At 50.5% G+C, this 21,254-nt stretch carries 18 protein-coding genes; 16 read left to right on the plus strand and 2 right to left on the minus strand.

The annotated features are described in order from the left end of the window. The first annotated feature begins 1 nt into the window (after nucleotide 1). The 7 genes from silC to D7S44_RS16230 all read left to right on the plus strand — a co-directional run bounded on the left by silC (nucleotide 2) and on the right by D7S44_RS16230 (nucleotide 9,671). Entirely contained in the window at nucleotides 2-1,387 is a 1,386-nt protein-coding gene (silC, locus tag D7S44_RS16200; RefSeq protein ID WP_023331517.1) for a Cu(+)/Ag(+) efflux RND transporter outer membrane channel SilC, read from the plus strand. 28 nt (nucleotides 1,388-1,415) lie between these two features. Continuing rightward, nucleotides 1,416-1,769 carry a cation efflux system protein CusF gene (gene cusF, locus D7S44_RS16205; protein ID WP_001246153.1) on the plus strand — a complete coding sequence of 118 codons (354 nt, stop codon included), beginning with the start codon at nucleotides 1,416-1,418 and terminating at the stop codon, nucleotides 1,767-1,769. A gap of 113 nt (nucleotides 1,770-1,882) precedes the next feature. Continuing rightward, complete coding sequence (silB, locus tag D7S44_RS16210) at nucleotides 1,883-3,175, plus strand: Cu(+)/Ag(+) efflux RND transporter periplasmic adaptor subunit SilB (RefSeq protein ID WP_013087116.1); 1,293 nt, start codon at nucleotides 1,883-1,885, stop codon at nucleotides 3,173-3,175. 10 nt (nucleotides 3,176-3,185) lie between these two features. Further along, nucleotides 3,186-6,332, plus strand: a complete 3,147-nt coding sequence (silA, locus tag D7S44_RS16215; RefSeq protein WP_044865875.1) for a Cu(+)/Ag(+) efflux RND transporter permease subunit SilA — start codon at nucleotides 3,186-3,188, stop codon at nucleotides 6,330-6,332. A gap of 86 nt (nucleotides 6,333-6,418) precedes the next feature. Next, complete coding sequence (locus D7S44_RS16220) at nucleotides 6,419-6,859, plus strand: DUF411 domain-containing protein (RefSeq protein ID WP_000758228.1); 441 nt, start codon at nucleotides 6,419-6,421, stop codon at nucleotides 6,857-6,859. A 126-nt stretch (nucleotides 6,860-6,985) separates the two neighbouring features. Then, nucleotides 6,986-9,433: an Ag(+)-translocating P-type ATPase SilP gene (silP, locus tag D7S44_RS16225; RefSeq protein ID WP_044865872.1), complete on the plus strand. Its 2,448-nt coding sequence runs from the start codon at nucleotides 6,986-6,988 to the stop codon at nucleotides 9,431-9,433. Between the two features lie 40 nt (nucleotides 9,434-9,473). Next, the gene (locus D7S44_RS16230; protein WP_000843494.1) at nucleotides 9,474-9,671 is read left to right on the plus strand and encodes a DUF2933 domain-containing protein; all 198 of its coding nucleotides are present in this window, start codon (nucleotides 9,474-9,476) and stop codon (nucleotides 9,669-9,671) included. A gap of 33 nt (nucleotides 9,672-9,704) precedes the next feature. Here D7S44_RS16230 and D7S44_RS16235 read toward each other — a convergent pair whose 3' ends face one another. Together D7S44_RS16235 and D7S44_RS16240 are read right to left on the minus strand one after the other, a co-directional pair. Further along, nucleotides 9,705-10,442, minus strand: a complete 738-nt coding sequence (locus tag D7S44_RS16235) for a peptidoglycan DD-metalloendopeptidase family protein (protein ID WP_044865871.1) — start codon at nucleotides 10,440-10,442, stop codon at nucleotides 9,705-9,707. A 288-nt stretch (nucleotides 10,443-10,730) separates the two neighbouring features. After that, nucleotides 10,731-11,180 carry a copper resistance protein gene (locus D7S44_RS16240; protein WP_045268715.1) on the minus strand — a complete coding sequence of 150 codons (450 nt, stop codon included), beginning with the start codon at nucleotides 11,178-11,180 and terminating at the stop codon, nucleotides 10,731-10,733. A 234-nt stretch (nucleotides 11,181-11,414) separates the two neighbouring features. Between D7S44_RS16240 and pcoA the strand changes: the two genes are divergently transcribed. From pcoA to nudI, 9 genes are all read left to right on the plus strand, one after another. Further along, complete coding sequence (gene pcoA / locus D7S44_RS16245) at nucleotides 11,415-13,232, plus strand: multicopper oxidase PcoA (protein WP_045268716.1); 1,818 nt, start codon at nucleotides 11,415-11,417, stop codon at nucleotides 13,230-13,232. Nucleotides 13,233-13,237: 5 nt separating this feature from the next. Then, complete coding sequence (gene pcoB / locus D7S44_RS16250) at nucleotides 13,238-14,128, plus strand: copper resistance outer membrane transporter PcoB (protein ID WP_074133539.1); 891 nt, start codon at nucleotides 13,238-13,240, stop codon at nucleotides 14,126-14,128. Nucleotides 14,129-14,167: 39 nt separating this feature from the next. Beyond that, nucleotides 14,168-14,548: a copper resistance system metallochaperone PcoC gene (pcoC, locus tag D7S44_RS16255; RefSeq protein ID WP_000025662.1), complete on the plus strand. Its 381-nt coding sequence runs from the start codon at nucleotides 14,168-14,170 to the stop codon at nucleotides 14,546-14,548. A gap of 55 nt (nucleotides 14,549-14,603) precedes the next feature. Further along, the gene (pcoD, locus tag D7S44_RS16260) at nucleotides 14,604-15,482 is read left to right on the plus strand and encodes a copper resistance inner membrane protein PcoD (protein ID WP_233445827.1); all 879 of its coding nucleotides are present in this window, start codon (nucleotides 14,604-14,606) and stop codon (nucleotides 15,480-15,482) included. Between the two features lie 54 nt (nucleotides 15,483-15,536). Then, the gene (pcoR, locus tag D7S44_RS16265; RefSeq protein WP_001188930.1) at nucleotides 15,537-16,217 is read left to right on the plus strand and encodes a copper response regulator transcription factor PcoR; all 681 of its coding nucleotides are present in this window, start codon (nucleotides 15,537-15,539) and stop codon (nucleotides 16,215-16,217) included. Further along, nucleotides 16,214-17,614 carry a copper resistance membrane spanning protein PcoS gene (gene pcoS, locus D7S44_RS16270; protein WP_002436614.1) on the plus strand — a complete coding sequence of 467 codons (1,401 nt, stop codon included), beginning with the start codon at nucleotides 16,214-16,216 and terminating at the stop codon, nucleotides 17,612-17,614. The genes pcoR and pcoS overlap by 4 nt, the downstream gene beginning before the upstream one ends. 215 nt (nucleotides 17,615-17,829) lie before the next feature. Continuing rightward, nucleotides 17,830-18,264 carry a copper resistance system metallochaperone PcoE gene (gene pcoE, locus D7S44_RS16275; protein ID WP_004388336.1) on the plus strand — a complete coding sequence of 145 codons (435 nt, stop codon included), beginning with the start codon at nucleotides 17,830-17,832 and terminating at the stop codon, nucleotides 18,262-18,264. Between the two features lie 791 nt (nucleotides 18,265-19,055). Then, nucleotides 19,056-20,141 (plus strand): aldo/keto reductase, encoded by a 1,086-nt coding sequence (locus tag D7S44_RS16280; protein ID WP_120456604.1) that lies wholly within the window; start codon nucleotides 19,056-19,058, stop codon nucleotides 20,139-20,141. Between the two features lie 579 nt (nucleotides 20,142-20,720). After that, nucleotides 20,721-21,146, plus strand: a complete 426-nt coding sequence (nudI, locus tag D7S44_RS16285) for a nucleoside triphosphatase NudI (protein WP_120456605.1) — start codon at nucleotides 20,721-20,723, stop codon at nucleotides 21,144-21,146. Nucleotides 21,147-21,254 lie beyond the last annotated feature (108 nt).

Consider the following 21,254-nt stretch of genomic DNA (forward strand, 5'->3'; position numbering starts at 1 on the left):
TATGTTCAAATTAAAATTACTCAGCATTAGCACGATATTCATCCTGGCCGGTTGTGTCTCTCTGGCTCCTGAATATCAGCGCCCGGCAGCACCGGTACCCCAGCAGTTTTCACTGTCCCGAAACAGCCTGACGCCAGCAGTGAATGGTTATCAGGATACGGGCTGGCGTAACTTTTTTGTCGATCCCCAGGTTACACGGCTGATTACTGAAGCCCTGAATAATAACCGTGATTTGAGAATGGCTGCCCTGAAGGTTGAAGAGGCCCGGGCCCAGTTCAACGTCACGGATGCAGATCGTTATCCCCAGTTGAATGCCTCATCCGGGATCACATACAGCGGTGGCCTGAAAGGCGACAAGCCGACCACACAGGAGTACGACGCGGGTCTGGAACTCAGCTATGAGCTCGATTTTTTCGGCAAACTTAAGAACATGAGTGACGCTGATCGCCAGAACTACTTTGCCAGCGAAGAAGCCCGTCGGGCCGTACACATCCTGCTGGTATCCAACGTTTCACAAAGCTATTTCAGCCAGCAACTGGCGTACGAACAACTCCGTATTGCGCGGGAAACGCTGAAAAATTATCAACAGTCCTATGCTTTCGTTGAGCAGCAGCTCGTGACCGGGAGTACGAACGTTCTGGCGCTTGAACAGGCGAGAGGACAAATCGAAAGTACCCGCGCCGAAATAGCCAAACGAGAAGGCGATCTGGCTCAGGCAAACAATGCCCTGCAACTGGTGCTGGGAACGTACCGCGCACTTCCGTCAGAAAAAGGGATGAAAGGCGGGGAGATAGCACCAGTAAAATTGCCACCAAATCTGTCTTCACAAATTTTGCTGCAGCGACCGGATATTATGGAAGCGGAATATCAGCTGAAAGCGGCTGATGCCAATATTGGCGCAGCGCGAGCGGCCTTTTTCCCCTCCATTACCCTGACCAGTGGTCTTTCCGCAAGCAGTACGGAGCTGTCCAGCCTGTTTACGTCAGGAAGTGGAATGTGGAATTTTATCCCTAAAATTGAAATTCCTATATTTAATGCTGGCAGGAATAAAGCCAATCTGAAGCTGGCTGAAATTCGCCAGCAACAGTCGGTGGTTAATTACGAACAAAAAATTCAGTCAGCCTTTAAGGATGTTTCCGACACGCTTGCGCTGCGCGACAGCCTTAGCCAGCAACTTGAGTCACAGCAGCGTTATCTTGATTCACTTCAGATAACTCTCCAGCGTGCCAGAGGATTGTATGCAAGTGGTGCTGTCAGTTACATCGAAGTGCTGGATGCAGAACGTTCCCTCTTCGCTACGCAGCAAACCATTCTCGATCTTACCTATTCCCGACAGGTTAACGAAATTAATCTGTTTACCGCGCTGGGTGGCGGTTGGGTAGAGTAAATTTATTTAATTAATCAGGAAATTAAAAATGCGTAATTCACTTAAAGCCGTTTTATTTGGTGCCTTCTCTGTCATGTTCTCTGCCGGTCTTCATGCTGAAACACATCAGCATGGCGATATGAATGCTGCCAGTGATGCTTCGGTACAGCAGGTTATCAAGGGCACCGGTGTCGTTAAAGACATTGATATGAATAGTAAAAAAATCACCATTTCGCACGAAGCAATCCCTGCGGTGGGCTGGCCTGCAATGACCATGCGCTTCACTTTTGTTAATGCAGACGACGCTATCAATGCCCTGAAAACCGGCAACCATGTCGATTTCTCGTTTATTCAGCAGGGCAATATCTCCTTACTCAAAAGCATTAACGTGACGCAATCCTGATTAACAGTCCGGAGCGAATACATCCAGTGCGCCTGAACATTCATTAAGGGATTACTGTGAATGAATGATCGGGCGCATATGCCAGGTGTTTTGATTTTTCAGCGAGAAATTGTATGGCTTCTTTAAAGATAAAATATGCTGCAATAATTATCAGCAGCCTCATAGCAGGAGGGCTGATATCGGTTACTGCCTGGCAGTATGTAAACTCATCACAAAAAACAGTACAAACAGAACAAAAGGCACCGGAGAAAAAGGTACTTTTCTGGTATGACCCGATGAAACCGGATACCAAATTTGATAAACCCGGAAAATCGCCCTTTATGGATATGGACCTGGTGCCAAAATATGCTGATGAAAGTGGCGATAAAAGCAGTGGCGGGATCCGTATCGACCCAACCCAGGTTCAGAATCTGGGATTAAAAACGCAAAAAGTCACGCGAGGAATGCTGAATTATTCTCAGACAATCCCGGCTAATGTCAGTTACAACGAGTATCAGTTTGTCATTGTGCAGGCGCGTTCTGACGGTTTCGTCGAAAAAGTGTATCCCCTGACGATTGGCGATCATGTGAAGAAAGGCACGCCGCTTATCGATATCACCATTCCTGAATGGGTTGAGGCACAAAGTGAGTTCCTGCTGTTATCCGGTACAGGCGGTACGCCAACCCAGATAAAAGGGGTTCTGGAGCGACTTCGTCTGGCTGGTATGCCGGAAGAGGATATTCAAAGGCTGCGTACAACCCGCACCATCCAGACCCGTTTTACCATTAAAGCACCTATTGATGGCGTCATTACTGCATTTGACCTGCGCACCGGCATGAATATTTCGAAAGATAAGGTGGTGGCTCAGATTCAGGGAATGGACCCGGTCTGGATCAGCGCTGCAGTGCCAGAATCTATCGCCTATCTGCTGAAAGATACGTCGCAGTTTGAAATTTCGGTACCGGCTTATCCGGATAAAACATTCCATGTCGAAAAATGGAACATTCTTCCCAGCGTGGATCAGACAACCCGTACGCTTCAGGTCCGTCTCCAGGTTTCTAATAAGGATGAGTTTCTCAAGCCGGGCATGAATGCCTATCTGAAACTGAATACCAGGAGCCAGGAGATGCTGCTGATACCAAGCCAGGCCGTTATCGATACCGGCAAAGAACAGCGCGTGATTACTGTTGATGATGAAGGCAAGTTTGTGCCGAAACAGATCCACGTTCTGCATGAGTCACAGCAACAGTCCGGCATCGGCTCCGGCCTGAATGAAGGCGATACCGTGGTGGTCAGTGGCCTGTTCCTCATTGACTCTGAAGCCAATATTACGGGCGCACTGGAACGTATGCGCCACCCTGAAAAAACAGAAAGCAGTATGCCAGCAATGTCTGACCAGCCTGTAAATATGCATTCAGGGCACTGAGGAGACGACGATGATTGAATGGATTATCCGGCGCTCTGTCGCCAACCGTTTCCTGGTCATGATGGGGGCCCTGTTTCTCAGCATCTGGGGCACATGGACGATTATTAACACGCCTGTCGATGCCTTGCCTGACCTGTCAGATGTGCAGGTCATTATCAAAACCAGCTATCCCGGCCAGGCCCCGCAGATTGTAGAAAACCAGGTCACCTATCCACTTACCACCACCATGCTGTCCGTGCCTGGCGCAAAAACCGTGCGTGGTTTTTCACAGTTCGGTGATTCGTATGTGTATGTCATTTTTGAAGACGGCACCGATCTGTACTGGGCCCGTTCCCGCGTGCTGGAGTACCTGAACCAGGTACAGGGAAAACTGCCCGCCGGTGTGAGTTCTGAAATCGGTCCGGACGCCACGGGGGTGGGCTGGATATTTGAATATGCCCTTGTCGATCGCAGCGGAAAACACGACCTTTCAGAACTGCGTTCTCTGCAGGACTGGTTCCTGAAATTTGAGCTGAAAACCATCCCGAACGTGGCTGAGGTCGCTTCGGTTGGCGGCGTGGTGAAACAGTACCAGATTCAGGTCAATCCGGTAAAACTGTCTCAGTATGGTATCAGCCTGCCCGAAGTGAAACAGGCCCTTGAATCGTCTAACCAGGAGGCCGGTGGCTCATCCGTTGAAATGGCCGAAGCTGAGTATATGGTCCGTGCCAGCGGTTATCTTCAGAGCATTGATGATTTTAATAACATCGTCCTGAAAACAGGCGAGAACGGCGTGCCGGTTTATCTGCGGGATGTTGCCCGCGTGCAGACCGGGCCTGAAATGCGGCGTGGTATTGCCGAGCTGAACGGCCAGGGCGAAGTCGCTGGCGGCGTGGTGATCCTGCGGTCGGGTAAAAATGCACGCGACGTTATCACGGCAGTGAGGGATAAACTTGAGACGCTGAAGGCCAGCCTGCCGGAAGGCGTTGAAATCGTGACCACCTACGATCGCAGCCAGCTCATCGACCGGGCGATTGATAACCTCAGTTCCAAACTTCTGGAAGAGTTTATCGTGGTGGCCATCGTCTGTGCCCTGTTCCTGTGGCACGTACGTTCTGCCCTGGTGGCGATTATCTCTCTGCCGCTTGGTCTGTGTATCGCCTTTATCGTCATGCACTTCCAGGGACTGAACGCCAATATCATGTCGCTGGGAGGGATAGCGATTGCCGTCGGTGCGATGGTGGATGCCGCCATTGTGATGATTGAGAATGCGCATAAGCGGCTTGAGGAGTGGGATCATCAGCATCCGGGTGAGCAGATTGACAACGCCACCCGCTGGAAGGTGATTACCGATGCCTCCGTTGAAGTGGGACCCGCACTGTTTATCAGCCTGCTGATCATCACCCTGTCCTTTATTCCTATCTTTACCCTGGAAGGTCAGGAAGGACGTCTGTTTGGCCCGCTGGCATTCACGAAAACGTACTCCATGGCGGGCGCGGCCGCGCTGGCCATCATCGTCATTCCGATTCTGATGGGATTCTGGATCCGGGGGAAAATTCCTGCAGAGACCAGTAACCCCCTGAACCGGGTACTGATCAAAGCGTATCATCCATTGCTGTTGCGGGTTCTCCACTGGCCAAAAACAACCCTGCTGGTTGCGGCCTTGTCCATTTTCACCGTTATCTGGCCGCTGAGCCAGGTGGGCGGTGAGTTTCTGCCGAAGATTAACGAGGGCGACCTGTTGTATATGCCGTCGACCCTGCCGGGTGTCTCTCCGGCTGAAGCTGCAGCGCTCCTGCAGACGACGGACAAGTTAATCAAAAGCGTTCCTGAAGTGGCCTCTGTATTTGGCAAGACCGGTAAAGCAGAGACCGCCACGGATTCCGCACCGCTCGAAATGGTTGAAACCACGATCCAGCTCAAACCTGAGGATCAGTGGCGTCCAGGCATGACGATTGACAAGATTATTGAAGAACTCGACAGGACCGTCCGTTTACCGGGGCTGGCAAACCTCTGGGTGCCGCCAATCCGTAACCGTATTGATATGCTCTCAACCGGGATCAAAAGCCCGATAGGTATCAAAGTGTCCGGGACTGTTCTGTCGGATATCGACGCGACGGCGCAGAGTATCGAGGCGGTAACCAAAACGGTACCGGGTGTGGTGTCTGTCCTGGCTGAGCGACTGGAAGGTGGACGTTACATTGATGTGGACATTAACCGGGAAAAAGCTTCCCGGTACGGGATGACAGTAGGTGATGTCCAGCTGTTCGTCTCATCAGCCATCGGCGGTGCGACGGTAGGGGAAACGGTGGAAGGCGTGGCCCGGTACCCTATTAACATTCGTTACCCACAGGATTACCGCAACAGTCCGCAGGCGCTGAAACAGATGCCGATCCTGACCCCGATGAAGCAGCAGATCACACTGGGCGATGTTGCCGATATTAAAGTCGTTTCCGGACCAACCATGCTGAAAACCGAAAATGCCCGGCCAGCCAGCTGGATTTATGTTGATGCCCGCGGCAGGGACATGGTGTCAGTGGTTAACGATATTAAGACGGTCATCAGCGAGAAAGTGAAACTGAGACCGGGGACCAGTGTGGCATTCTCAGGACAGTTTGAATTACTCGAGCACGCCAACAAGAAATTAAAACTGATGGTACCGATGACGGTGATGATCATTTTCATCCTGTTATATCTGGCATTTCGCCGTGTTGACGAAGCCCTGCTGATTCTGATGAGTCTGCCGTTTGCGTTGATTGGCGGGATATGGTTCCTGTACTGGCAGGGCTTCCATATGTCTGTGGCGACCGGAACCGGATTTATCGCCCTGGCCGGGGTGGCAGCAGAGTTTGGCGTGGTCATGCTGATGTATCTGCGTCATGCCATTGAAGCGCACCCGGAATTGTCCCGTAAAGAGACGTTCACACCGGAAGGCCTTGATGAAGCCCTCTATCATGGTGCCGTACTGCGTGTCCGGCCGAAAGCCATGACCGTGGCGGTGATCATTGCGGGTCTGCTGCCAATACTCTGGGGAACCGGTGCAGGTTCAGAAGTCATGAGCCGTATCGCGGCACCCATGATTGGTGGGATGATCACGGCTCCGCTGCTGTCCCTGTTCATTATTCCTGCCGCCTACAAATTAATCTGGCTGCGCAGACATAAAAAAAGCGTGTCCTGAACCTGAAAGGGCACCCCCTGTGGGTGTCCTTCTTTACTGATTCACCCTGACGTCAGGGTTTAAATCGATAATATACAGAGGTGAGTATGAAAAAAGTGGTTCTGATGGCGCTGGCTCTCGGCCTTTCACTGCCCGCGATGGCGAGTGAAAAAGTGATTGATATGTACAAATCTGAAAACTGTGGCTGTTGTTCCCTGTGGGGCAAAGCGATGGAAAAAGACGGGTTTGAAGTACGAACTCACGTCATGAATGATCAGGCGCTGTCAGCCCTGAAAGAAAAGCATGCTATTCCTGCAGGACTGCGAAGTTGTCATACCGCGGTTGCCGGTAATTTGATCATTGAAGGCCATGTGCCTGCGACAACGATACATAAGGCAATGCAGTCTGGTTCAGGTATATACGGTCTCGCCACCCCCGGTATGCCAGCAGGAAGTCCTGGAATGGAGATGGGAGCCCGAAAAGAGGCTTACGATGTTATCGCATTCTCACCGGATGGAAGTAAAAAAGTCTTCCAGCGAATCGAATAGTCAGCGGAACGGCTGATAACGGGACGCCGGCAGCAGGCACTCTTATGCCGGCGGCATTCGTGGTAATCGCATCCATGACATACCCTGAAGACAGAAGATGCTTCGGTATGCATAAGGAGAGTTACTGTGAAAAATGACAATGCAGTGCAACACAACAACCAGACTGCTTCTGAGCAGACATTATCCCCGGACGAGAGCCACGTATTGCATAAGGTGAGAGATCCCGTGTGCGGGATGGCCATCCTGCCCGACAGGGCGCACAGCAGCATTCGATACCAGGACCATCAACTTTATTTCTGCTCCGCCAGCTGTGAGAGTAAATTTAAAGCCCATCCCGATCGTTATCTTACCGAAGATGCCAGTGAACATTCCCATCACCATCACCACGATCATCACGAAGTCAGCCCTGATCAGATAAAACAGCCTCACCACCAGGCGGAGAAAGAGAATTCTGAAGGTGTGTGGACATGTCCGATGCACCCGGAGATACGCCGCAGTGGTCCCGGAAGCTGTCCTGTCTGTGGAATGGCACTGGAGCCGCTCGTAGCTACGGCATCCACGGGGCCAAGTGATGAACTTCGCGACATGACAAGACGCTTCTGGCTGGGGTTGTTGCTGGCGTTTCCGGTTCTGGTACTCGAAATGGGATCTCATCTGTTTCCCGCCTTGAGGAATACAGTACCGCCACAGTACAACACATGGCTGCAGCTGCTTCTGGCCTCTCCTGTCGTGTTGTGGTGTGGCTGGCCATTCTTCGCCCGGGCCGGAATGTCGTTACGTAACCGCTCCCTGAATATGTTTACCCTTGTTGCAATGGGCACCGGCGTAGCCTGGGTGTACAGCGTCATTGCAACCGTCTTCCCCTCCTGGTTTCCTGCATCGTTCAGAAACATGGATGGCCTGGTGGCCGTTTATTTTGAAGCCGCAGCAGTTATTACGGTGCTTGTTCTGCTGGGACAGGTTCTTGAGCTGCGGGCACGGGAACAAACCTCAGGTGCCATTACTGCACTACTGAATCTTGCCCCCAAAACCGCCAGGCGGCTGGATCATGACGGTCATGAAACGGATATTAATGCGGAAGATGTTCTGCCTGGCGATAAGCTCCGCATCAGACCTGGAGAGAGTATTCCGGTCGACGGTATTGTGATCGAAGGCAAAACAACCGTTGATGAATCGATGGTGACCGGGGAATCTATGCCGGTTACCAAAACGGAGGGTGACCCTGTCATCGGGGGGACCATTAATCAGACAGGGAGTCTCATCATCCGTGCAGAGAAAGTCGGTGATGAAACAATGCTCTCACGAATTGTTCAGATGGTCGCTGATGCACAGCGTTCGCGTGCCCCCATCCAGAGAATGGCTGACAGCGTTTCAGGCTGGTTTGTTCCTCTGGTGATACTTATCGCGGTTGTTGCTTTCGTGATCTGGTCTGTCTGGGGGCCCGAGCCCAGGATGGCGCACGGTCTCATTGCGGCTGTGTCGGTCCTGATTATTGCCTGTCCCTGCGCGCTGGGGCTGGCCACGCCGATGTCGATAATGGTGGGGGTGGGCAAAGGAGCCCAGGCCGGGGTGTTAATCAGGAATGCCGAAGCCCTTGAGCGTCTTGAAAAAGTGGACACGCTGGTTGTCGACAAAACAGGCACGCTCACGGAAGGTTCGCCTACGGTGACAGGGATTATCAGTCTCAATCCGGGTGGGGAAACATCTCTTTTGCGTGTAACAGCCGCAGTGGAAAAAGGCTCGCAGCATCCGCTGGGTATGGCAGTAGTTAAAGCAGCACAGGAAAAGGGGATCGCAATACCCGCAGTCACTCATTTCGATGCACCGTCGGGTAAAGGTGTCTCAGGCGATGTCGAAGGTCAACGGGTTGTTATTGGTAATGAACTGGCTATGCAGGAAAACAGTATCGTTATTGATAATCAAAAGGCCGTTGCGGATACGTTGCGGATGGAAGGCGCTACCGTTATCTATGTGGCCACAGACGGGGACCTTGCAGGCCTGATAGCTATCTCGGATCCCGTGAAAACAACCACGCCGGATGCGCTTAAAGCTTTGCGTCAGGCGGGGATCCGCATTGTTATGCTCACCGGGGATAACCAGCTTACTGCTGAAGCAGTCGCACGGAAACTGGGAATAGATGAGGTTGAAGCCGGAATTCTGCCGGATGGCAAAAAAGCAGTGATAACCCGACTGAAAGCGTCTGGCCATGTGGTTGCGATGGCCGGAGACGGTGTGAATGATGCCCCGGCGCTGGCAGCGGCTGACGTGGGTATAGCCATGGGAACGGGTACAGATGTGGCAATTGAAAGTGCCGGAGTCACCCTTCTCAAAGGCGACTTGATGATACTGAACAGGGCCCGTCATCTGTCAGAGATCACCATGAAAAATATCCGTCAGAATCTGTTTTTTGCATTTATCTACAACGCACTTGGCGTGCCTGTGGCTGCAGGTCTGCTTTATCCTGTGTATGGAATACTGCTGTCGCCAGTTATTGCGGCGGCGGCCATGGCTCTTTCCTCCGTCAGCGTCATTGTGAATGCGTTGCGTCTGAAAAGTGTCAGGCTCGGGAAATAACACTGAGTGAAGGGTCAGTTACGAACAGAAGGAGTCCAGTATGAAAAGTACCACCTATGCGCTTATTGCTGTCGCCGCGATCGCGGCATTTGCTCTCCTGCGCGAACACTGGTCACATGTGGCAGGTTACTGGCCATATCTGTTATTGCTGGTCTGCCCGCTAATGCATCTTTTCCACGGCCACGGAGGGCATGGAGATCATCAACATCACGGAAGTGAAAACGATAAAAAAAATTAATCCGGCAGACGGGGCCGCGTCGCGGTCCCGTTATCAGTCCAGGTATCGTTCGTAGTCTCTGGCATGCGCAAAGGCATGCTGTTCGAGTTTGTTATCAGCGGGTGCCGCTGCCCGGAACGCCAGAGAGTTAACAGAGTTGTTATTGATGACCAGCTCGTAATGCAGATGAGGACCGGATGAACGTCCGCTGTTACCGGATAACGCAATAGCACCTCCCCGTGTAACCCTGGCCCCTTTAGTAACGAGTATTTTATTGAGGTGGAGATAGCGAGTTTTAACACCGGCTTTTCCCGTTACTTCAACAAAATATCCCATGGTACTGTTGTATTCGGCCCGGGTGATTTTTCCGTCGATGACGCTGACTATTTTCGTGTTCATGGGCATGGAATAATCAATGCCATTATGGGGACTCACTTTTCCCGATACCGGGTTAAGTCTTGCAGGATTGAAAGGCGAACTGAGTCTTGCTGTGGCCGGTAACGGATAATCGAGACTGCCTTTCCCGGAAGTATCGGAAAGGTTATAGAACTTTTTATCTGATATACGATACGCCGTGTAATTAAATGAACCGGACGTAAATTTATAGGCCACGACACGTGATTTTCCCGCTTTCTTTTGCAGTACGAGTTTTAATGATTCATTTTTTTTCAAATGCCGCAGATTAAACCGGGAAGGCAAGGAGCGCTGAAGAGTAGCGATCTCGTTCGATTCCAGCCCCGAGCGGGTGGCTGAAAGGTAGGCATTTTCTTTTACGACATCGGTAGAATACATTTACTGGAATTCGCCGTTAGCATGAACACTGCGGCGTATGCTAGGGGTTTTCAGGAGGCGTGTCATCTGTCAGTTAATCGGGAGCACCGTTGATGGTCGTCATTTTTGTAACATATCTTGTTTCCCGTTTGCTCCTGAAGCTCTGGGAACTGTATGACCAGCCCGACGGTGATGATTAACGGGACTGAAACAGGTTACGGCAGAGCAATATGGGGCTCATGTCCTGCTACGTAACCCGTCAGTAAAGCCCTGCTGCGCACCTGACGCTAAGCACTAACCCGCCTGCAGTTACCTGGTCGAATACAGCCCGCGAAGCTTTCTTGCCTGCGTCTGATGTGCTTCCGCACCGGCATTATTGACCTGCTCATGCACGAGAGTGGCTTTTTCTCCGGCATTCAGTTCGTTAAAAGAAGAAGACGAGGTCTTTGAATTTGCATCACTGCCGGACAGCATTTTTTTATGTTCCTCAATCATTTTCTGATGCGCATAGGACGCGCTGTTGTTCATAAATGAATGAGCAACAATGGCCCTTTCATGTTCATTCATTTCAGAGAATGAGGGCGTGTTGTTTTTATTAACCCTGTCCGGTAAGTTTTCATGCGTCGAGGAATTCACATGACTGACGGCTGAGGCATTATTAACAAATCGATGTGCTTCATGGGCAATATCACTGGACTGAGCAAAAGCTGCCCCACAAAATAAAGCTGTAAACGCAGTGGTCGTGATTAATATATTCATGTGTAATTACCTTCTGAGGTACATAAAAGATGTCCTTATGATCATATATAAAAATAATCAACCTGTGGGGAAGATGACGTAAATGTAATACAGCTATGTACATTACACGATTGTAATGAATTTGTTTCTTAAGGTGTGCTAGCTTCATTTCATTGTAAGTGGATGAACCAGTAATTTAATTTAAATCGGTTCTCGAATTCTGTCAGTAACCATACTTTAAATAAGGGAATGCGCATGCTGTTGAAAACGTCTCGACGAACTTTCCTGAAGGGGTTAACCCTCTCTGGCGTAGCCGGAAGTCTTGGCGTATGGAGTTTCAATGCGCGTTCCAGTCTGAGCCTGCCAGTTGCCGCATCCCTGCAGGGTACTCAGTTTGACCTGACCATTGGTGAAACGGCCGTCAATATCACGGGCAGTGAGCGTCAGGCCAAAACAATCAATGGAGGCCTGCCGGGGCCCGTTCTTCGCTGGAAAGAAGGTGACACCATTACCCTGAAGGTCAAAAACCGTCTTAATGAACAGACGTCCATTCACTGGCACGGCATTATTCTTCCGGCCAATATGGATGGTGTTCCGGGGCTGAGTTTTATGGGCATAGAGCCTGATGATACCTACGTTTACACCTTTAAGGTTAAGCAGAACGGGACTTACTGGTACCACAGCCATTCCGGTCTGCAGGAACAGGAGGGGGTATACGGTGCCATTATCATCGATGCCAGGGAGCCAGAACCGTTTGCTTACGATCGTGAGCATATGGTCATGTTGTCTGACTGGACCGATGAAAATCCTCACAGCCTGCTGAAAAAATTAAAAAAACAGTCGGATTACTACAATTTCAATAAACCAACCGTTGGCTCTTTTTTCCGCGACGTGAATACCAGGGGGCTGTCAGCCACCATTGCCGATCGGAAAATGTGGGCTGAAATGAAAATGAATCCGACTGACCTCGCGGATGTCAGTGGCTACACCTACACCTATCTCATGAACGGGCAGGCCCCGCTGAAAAACTGGACCGGACTGTTCCGTCCCGGTGAAAAGATACGCTTACGGTTTATCAACGGCTCGGCAATGACCTATTTCGATATCCGTATCCCCGGGCTGAAAATGACGGTCGTGGCTGCAGATGGCCAGTATGTAAACCCGGTTACCGTTGACGAATTCAGGATTGCCGTTGCCGAAACCTATGATGTCATTGTGGAGCCTCAGGGTGAGGCCTATACCATCTTCGCACAATCCATGGACAGGACCGGTTACGCTCGAGGGACACTGGCCACGAGAGAGGGGTTAAGTGCTGCCGTTCCCCCCCTCGATCCCCGTCCTCTGTTGACCATGGAAGATATGGGTATGGGGGGAATGGGACATGATATGGCAGGAATGGACCACAGCCAGATGGGAGGCATGGATAACAGCGGAGAGATGATGTCTATGGACGGTGCTGACCTTCCGGATAGCGGGACATCCTCCGCGCCCATGGATCACAGCAGCATGGCCGGTATGGATCATTCCCGGATGGCCGGAATGCCGGGTATGCAAAGTCATCCTGCGTCAGAAACGGATAACCCACTGGTTGATATGCAGGCGATGAGCGTCTCTCCGAAATTAAATGATCCGGGTATTGGTCTTCGAAATAACGGAAGAAAGGTTCTCACGTACGCGGATTTGAAAAGCCGCTTTGAGGATCCTGACGGACGTGAACCTGGCCGTACCATAGAACTGCATTTAACCGGCCACATGGAAAAGTTTGCCTGGTCATTTAACGGAATCAAGTTTTCAGATGCCGCACCGGTGCTGCTGAAATACGGTGAGCGGCTCAGGATCACGCTGATCAACGATACCATGATGACTCACCCGATTCACCTGCATGGTATGTGGAGCGATCTGGAAGATGAAAACGGTAATTTCATGGTTCGTAAACACACAATAGATGTTCCCCCTGGTACAAAACGCAGTTACAGAGTGACAGCAGATGCGCTTGGCCGCTGGGCGTATCACTGCCATTTGCTCTATCACATGGAAATGGGAATGTTTCGTGAAGTCCGGGTGGAGGAATGATGCGAATGAAGAGAAATTTGAAGGCCATACCTGTTCTGGTCGCCGGTTTGTTTACCTCACCGCTTTCTATTGCGGCGGGCTCCGTCTCTGCAGATCCCCACGCCGGGCACGACATGTCTGCCATGCAGATGCCAGCAGATGAGAATTTCACTGAGATGACGTCAATGGAGCCCATTGTAACTGAGAGCAGAACGCCAATTCCGCCTGTTACCGATGCCGACCGGAAGGCTGCATTCGGCAATTTACAGGGGCATGCGATTCACGACAGTGCGATTAATTATCTGGTTCTGCTGGATCAACTGGAATGGCAACGGTCGGATAACACCAACAATTTCAGCTGGAGTGTTAACAGCTGGATTGGAGGCGACACAGATCGGATTTGGCTAAAGAGTGAAGGTGAACGAAGCAATGGGGAAACGGAGGCGGCTGAAGCGCAGTTACTCTGGGGACATGCGGTTGGCCCATGGTGGGATTTGGTTGCGGGTGTCAGGCAGGATTTCAGACCTGCTTCTGCCCGGACCTGGGCTGCTGTCGGTTTTCAGGGGCTGGCACTCTATAATTTTGAGTCTGAAATTACGGGTTTTGTCAGTAATGGCGGAAAAGCAGCCCTTCGTCTGGGAGGAGAATACGACGTTTTACTGACTAACCGGCTCATACTCCAGCCATCCTATGAGGTGAATTTCTACAGTCAGGATGATGAATCGCGGGGTCGCGGCAGGGGACTGACTGACACAGAGCTGGGGCTCCGGCTGCGCTATGAAATACGCCGTGAGTTTGCACCCTATATAGGCGTTTCCTGGAATCAACTTTACGGGAAAACATCCGATATGGCGAAAAGAGAAGGTGAGAAAGACCATCAGGTAGTATTCCTGGCGGGAGCCAGAATCTGGTTTTAACGCACTGATATAAAACACTCAACTAAACAGGTAAATAAAATGTCGATTTTAAATAAAGCCATTCTTACAGGTGGCCTCGTTATGGGCGTTGCTTTCTCTGCTATGGCCCATCCGGAATTAAAAAGCTCTGTGCCACAGGCTGATTCAGCCGTAGCGGCCCCGGAAAAGATTCAGCTTAATTTCTCGGAAAATCTGACCGTGAAATTCTCAGGTGCAAAATTAACGATGACGGGTATGAAAGGCATGTCATCACATTCTCCGATGCCGGTCGCGGCAAAAGTGGCGCCAGGCGCTGACCCTAAATCGATGGTCATTATTCCGCGAGAGCCTTTACCCGCTGGCACTTATCGTGTTGACTGGCGCGCGGTTTCTTCAGATACGCACCCTATTACCGGTAATTACACCTTTACAGTGAAGTAATATTATGAACGACCTGATTATGATTGTTATTCGTTTTCTTCTTTATCTGGATTTGATGGTAATATTTGGATTGCCATTTTTTCAGATATATGGAATAAGCGGTGTCAGACATGAAACCTATAACCTGACTAATTTCAGGTCGTTTATAACCTTTGCTGTTGTTACAGGCATCATTCTTACTGGCATTAATATGCTCCTGGTATCTAATGCCATGAGTGGAGTAACTGACCTCAGAGAATTATCCATCCATGTTATCGAGATGGTGATAGAAGAAACTGATGTGGGTATTAGCTGGATTGTCAGGCTCTGTGCCCTGTTTACCACACTCGGTGCTTTGTTCCTTTACACTAATAAGAGACTATTGTCCTGCCTGCTGATGACGATGAGTGGGGGCGTGGCGCTGGCTACACTTGCCTGGGGAGGACACGCCGTTATGCATGACGGTCTGCATTACTATCTCCATTTACTGAGCGATCTGACCCATCTCGGCGCTGCAGGTGCCTGGACAGGTGCTCTGGTTGCATTTGCTATCCTGCTGATGCGCAGAAACGAGCATAATGCACAGAGCGTCATTGTGATATCTGACTCCCTGGCAAAATTTGCCACGGCAGGAACGGTGATTGTTGTAGCCCTGATCCTGAGTGCGCTGGTCAACTATCTGTATATTGCTGAGGGTAACTTAACTCCCTTATTCAACAGTTCCTGGGGGAGGATATTGCTTGCCAAGACGGCTCTGTTTGTTCTGATGCTTCTTCTGGCTGCAGCAAACCGGTTTCACCTGGGTCCCCGGCTTGAAGTTATGGTCAGGGAAGGGAATTATGATCGCAGCGTTGCCCTGATGCGAAACAGCATCCTGACAGAATTCGTTGTTGCGATTATCATTCTGGGCGCCGTAGCGTGGCTCGGAATGCTTGCTCCGTCTCAGGTCAGCTAGGGGACAGCCAAAGCTCATGCGTGAGATTTTTACTTTCATATCAGCGAGTTGACCATGCAGCGTATTTTAATCGTTGAAGACGAACAAAAAACAGGTCGTTACCTGCAGCAGGGACTGGTTGAGGAAGGCTATCAGGCCGATCTCTTTAATAATGGCCGCGATGGTCTCGGGGCCGCGTCGAAGGGACAGTATGATTTGATAATACTGGACGTGATGCTGCCTTTCCTCGACGGGTGGCAAATCATCAGCGCACTGAGGGAGTCCGGGCACGAAGAACCGGTCCTGTTTTTAACCGCAAAGGACAACGTGCGGGACAAAGTGAAAGGACTGGAGCTTGGCGCAGATGACTACCTGATTAAGCCCTTTGATTTTACGGAGCTGGTTGCACGTGTAAGAACCCTACTGCGCCGGGCACGCTCGCAGGCCGCAACAGTCTGCACCATCGCCGATATGACCGTTGATATGGTGCGCCGGACCGTGATCCGTTCGGGGAAGAAGATCCATCTCACCGGTAAAGAATACGTTCTGCTTGAGTTGCTGCTGCAACGCACCGGAGAAGTGTTACCCAGGAGTCTTATCTCGTCCCTGGTCTGGAACATGAATTTTGACAGTGATACGAATGTGATTGATGTCGCCGTGAGACGTCTGAGAAGTAAAATTGATGATGACTTTGAGCCAAAACTGATCCATACCGTTCGCGGTGCCGGATATGTCCTGGAGATCAGAGAAGAGTGAGGTTCAAAATTTCCCTGACCACACGCCTGAGCCTGATTTTTTCTGCGGTGATGCTTACGGTATGGTGGTTATCAAGTTTTATCCTGATTAGCACCCTTAATGGCTATTTCGATAATCAGGACCGCGATTTTCTGACAGGTAAACTTCAGCTCACCGAAGAGTTTCTTAAAACAGAGACGTTCCGGAACAAAACGGATATTAAGTCATTATCAGAAAAAATAAACGATGCGATGGTAGGGCACAATGGTTTATTCATTTCTATAAAAAACATGGAAAATGAAAAAATTGTTGAACTCTATGCCAAAAATTCTGTTGTTCCAGCGGTCCTGCTTAATAAGTCGGGTGATATTCTCGACTATATGATCCAGACGGAAGAAAATAACACCGTGTACCGCAGTATCTCGCGGCGGGTTGCCGTGACGCCGGAACAGGGTAAAAGCAAACATGTCATCATTACGGTTGCCACGGATACTGGGTATCACACCCTGTTTATGGACAAACTCAGTACCTGGCTGTTCTGGTTCAATATCGGTCTGGTCTTTATTTCTGTTTTTCTGGGCTGGCTGACCACACGTATTGGTCTGAAACCGTTACGGGAAATGACCAGTCTGGCTTCCTCCATGACTGTACACAGCCTGGATCAGCGTCTAAATCCCGATCTGGCTCCGCCGGAAATCTCTGAGACCATGCAGGAGTTCAATAATATGTTTGATCGCCTGGAGGGGGCATTCCGGAAACTGTCAGATTTCTCGTCTGACATCGCGCATGAGCTGCGCACACCAGTCAGTAATCTGATGATGCAGACGCAGTTTGCACTGGCTAAGGAAAGGGATGTTTCGCATTACCGCGAAATTTTATTCGCTAACCTGGAAGAACTGAAAAGGTTGTCACGAATGACCAGTGACATGCTTTTTCTGGCACGTTCAGAGCATGGTCTGCTGCGGCTGGATAAACATGATGTGGATCTGGCAGCCGAACTGAATGAATTACGTGAGTTGTTCGAGCCCCTGGCAGACGAAACAGGAAAGACAATCACGGTTGAAGGAGAGGGCGTTGTTGCCGGAGACAGCGATATGCTCCGACGTGCTTTCAGTAACCTGCTTTCCAATGCAATCAAGTATTCTCCCGATAACACCTGTACAGCGATACACCTTGAGCGTGACAGTGACTGTGTGAACGTGATGATTACGAATACGATGTCCGGCCAGGTTCCCGCTAATCTGGAACGTTTGTTTGACCGGTTCTATCGCGCAGACTCATCAAGGTTCTACAACACGGAAGGCGCGGGGCTGGGATTATCAATTACAAGGTCGATCATTCATGCTCACGGCGGCGAGCTGTCAGCAGAACAGCAGGGGCGGGAAATTGTGTTCAGTGTGCGTCTGTTAATGGATTAATACCGTTATTCAGGAGAAACCCGGAAGGTGACAAAAATGTCATCGTTCAGTCACGCGATAAACAGAGGCGGTTTTTTATAATCAGCCATAAATCAGGACAGCGTGATAATTCAATCGCCCGGTTCCTGGCGTGATGATCAACCAGCCCTGAGATCAAATGCTTTCTCTGTTATAAGCATTGATTGTTCGGGTATGAAAACACCGGAGACCCAACCATGAAAAAGATCCTTGTATCCTTTATTGCCATGATGGCTGTCGCTTCATCTGCCTGGGCTGCAGAGACAATGAACATGCATGACCAGGTAAATAATGCCCAGGCGCCTGCCCATCAGATGCAATCATCCGCTGAAAAAAGTGCAGTTCAGGGGGAGAGCATGAAAATGATGGATATGAGCGGTCACGATCAGGCCGCAATGTCCCATGAAATGATGCAAAACGGCAATTCTGCTGCCCATCAGGACATGGCTGAAATGCATAAAAAAATGATGAAATCCAAGCCAGCAGCTTCTAACGAAACAGCAAAATCATTTTCCGAAATGAACGAGCATGAGAAAGCCGCTGTTGTGCATGAGAAGGCGAATAATGGTCAATCTTCCGTTATTCATCAGCAGCAGGCTGAAAAGCATCGCAGCCAGATCACCCAGAATTAACCCGCAGCTCCACTTGTTAGACCCTCATTTGACGCCGAAGTCACTGGCTTACGCTCCCGTCCGGGAGCGTTTTTTTCCCATATATCAAACTTTAACTCTGAAGAGGTGGAAGTATCTGACCAACACTGTCACGTAACGCCAGATAACTACAAAAACACCTTTTTCCTCCTGTAAATTGCAGTTCCTGCAAGAACATCAAGGCATAATGTTGGAACAGCGTGTGATACACACTTAGTATCATGTTTTGTATGTGTTTTTTTTAAAAGTTTACAACTTTAAAGTCTTTTTCAGGTTAAAGGATACAACTTTAATGTCTCTACACAAAAGGTCGCTATTACACCCTGTGGAAAAAGCAGGCCAGTTAGGGAGACACATATTTTCAAACTTCCCATCGAACTGCTTGCTTTACCTGCCAGTCCGGCACAATGGATAGGCAACGATGTCTCTCAGAAAATACTGAACTGGCGTGTTACTGTTTGAATAATTTTTGCCGCGAGGAGGTAGCCATTACGTTGGCGGATTATGGTTGTCAAACAAAGGCTATTCCCTGCAGGACTAACCATAAATTTGCATCAGCAGCCTGTCTGAAATAAGGCAAACTGACTTATGCGGGCTCTCAGCAGAAAAAGCAGTAAACAGGGCATTAGCAATAGCTAATCACCCCTGAAACGTTACAGGGTAACCCCACCGCATTTGCACCACCCCTAATCCTCTCCTACGCTTTTCCCCTTAAACATGCGTAAACCGTTGCGACTACGATCGCCTTTTTAAGCTGTAAAGGAGGAAAGTAAATGCAATACAGGAAACTGGGCCACTCGGGCCTGCTGGTCTCAAAGTTCGTGTTGGGTACCGTGCCGTTTGGCGGCAAAGCGGGATTTGAAAAAACCGGCAACGTTAACGCCAGCGAAGCGCGTCGTTTTATCGATATCGCGCTGGATCACGGCGTTAATATGATCGATACCGCCGATCTTTACTCCATGGGCGGCGCAGAAGAGGTTGTCGGCGAAGCGCTCGGCGACAAGCGCGACAATGTCATTCTGGCAAGCAAAGCGCGCAGCCCGCTCGGCGATGGCCCGAATGAGAGCGGCGCCAGCCGTTACCACCTTATCAAGGCGTGCGAAGCGAGCCTGCGACGCCTTAAAACCGACCATATTGACCTTTATCAGATCCATAACTGGGATGGCGTCACCTCGGTAGAAGAGACGCTGCGCGCGCTCGAAGATCTGGTGAAAAGCGGCAAAATTCGTTACTTCGGTACTTCTAATTATACCGCCTGGCAGATGATGAAGACCCTGGGCTGCGCCAGCGAGCGACACCTGCTCAAGCCGGTCAGCCAGCAAATCTACTACACGCCGGAGTCGCGTGAAGCAGAGTTCGAGCTGCTGCCGATGGCGCTCGACCAGGAGATCGGCACGCTGATCTGGGGGCCGCTGGGCGAAGGCCTGCTAACCGGCGCGGTCAGCCGTAACGGCAAAGCGCCTGAGTCGACCCGTCAGGGCAGCGGCTGGCCAGAACCCTATGTGCACAATATGGAACACGCCTATAACGTTATCGAGGTGCTGGAGCAGGTCGGCAAAGAAATTAACGCCTCTATTGCCCAGGTCTGCCTGTCCTGGCTGGCGGACCGTCCAGGGGTCAGCGCGCTTATCGTCGGCAACCGCAGCGAAACTCACCTGCGTGAAAATCTGAACGCCTTTGAGCTAACCCTCAGCGATGAGCAGCGTCAGCGCATTGAAAAAGTGACGCGTCCGGCTCCGCGTTATCCCTACTGGCACCGCTTCACCAGCGGCATGGATCGCATCGACCCAGCTGAACAACCCTTCCTGGATGAATATCGCCAGACTCTCGACGAACGCAAAGACCAGGCGCAGAAATAAGCCTCTGGCTGGCCATGCGATGTGGTCAGCCTTATCCAGCAGCACTCACGCTTTAATACATCCGCAACGGTTAAACAGACAGGTCTGCTTCATCAGCGCTTTGCAGGAAAAGACAATTTCCTGGCAATAAGCCTGAAGTGTTCAGTTAAACTTTTCACAAAACCTTGTAGCGAACCTCTCGCGTCCCTGCGCAGTGCCGTACAAACGCGTACGCCTGCCTGGCTGCTGGCATCTCCTCCTTTCGCCTGGCGTAAGCGCCCGTGAGAGAAGTGCAAAATCAACCCTTGCCACCTCTTTTTACGTGACAGCGTAACAGAAGAGGCGAAACAGTTAGCGCCTTGTGCAGCGTTGTCGGCACGCTGTTGCTGACTGTGGCTATGCTCCGTCAGTTCAGCAGGCTTCAGCCTGAAAGCCTCTACGGCCGCACGAAATAGCTGACCGGCGACCAGGCTTAAAAAGATTGCCGGCTGTCATGCGCAATATCAGCAATTTACAGATAACTTTCCGGTATATCTTCGATATCAAGTGGTGACAGGTATTCATCCCAACGGAACTCAGGCCTTTTAATAAGGAGCTAACATGCGTCAGAGAGTAATCGTATGCCCAGTAATACAAAATGAAGGTGAATTTTTACTTTGTAAAATGGCCTCAGATCGTGGGGTTTTCCCGGGGCAATGGGCTCTGCCTGGCGGTGGCATGGAGCCTGGCGAAACGATGGAAATCGCCCTGAGGCGGGAAATCATGGAAGAGTTAGGGAAGGAACTGCTTATCACCGAGGTTAAACCCTGGGCTTTTCGTGATGATATCCGAACTAAAACCTATCCAGACGGCGCCACCGAAGAAATTTACATGATTTACCTTATATTTGACTGCATAAGTTCAAACCGGGCGATTACGTTTAACGAAGAATTTCAGGAGGTTGCCTGGGTTTCCCCTGACGTTCTGAAAAGCATGGATCTTAATGAGGCGACCCGGGTGACTTTTGCACAAAAAGGACTCCTTTAGCCCGCTCTTCCTCAGAACGTACGAAGGCGTATTAAAAGCCTCACGTTCGGCAAATGTACCCGCTCGATCTGAACTGCCAGGCATCAACGCGCTGAACCTGTCAGACAC

Source organism: Pantoea piersonii (assembly GCF_003612015.1).
GTDB classification, from domain to species: domain Bacteria; phylum Pseudomonadota; class Gammaproteobacteria; order Enterobacterales; family Enterobacteriaceae; genus Pantoea; species Pantoea piersonii.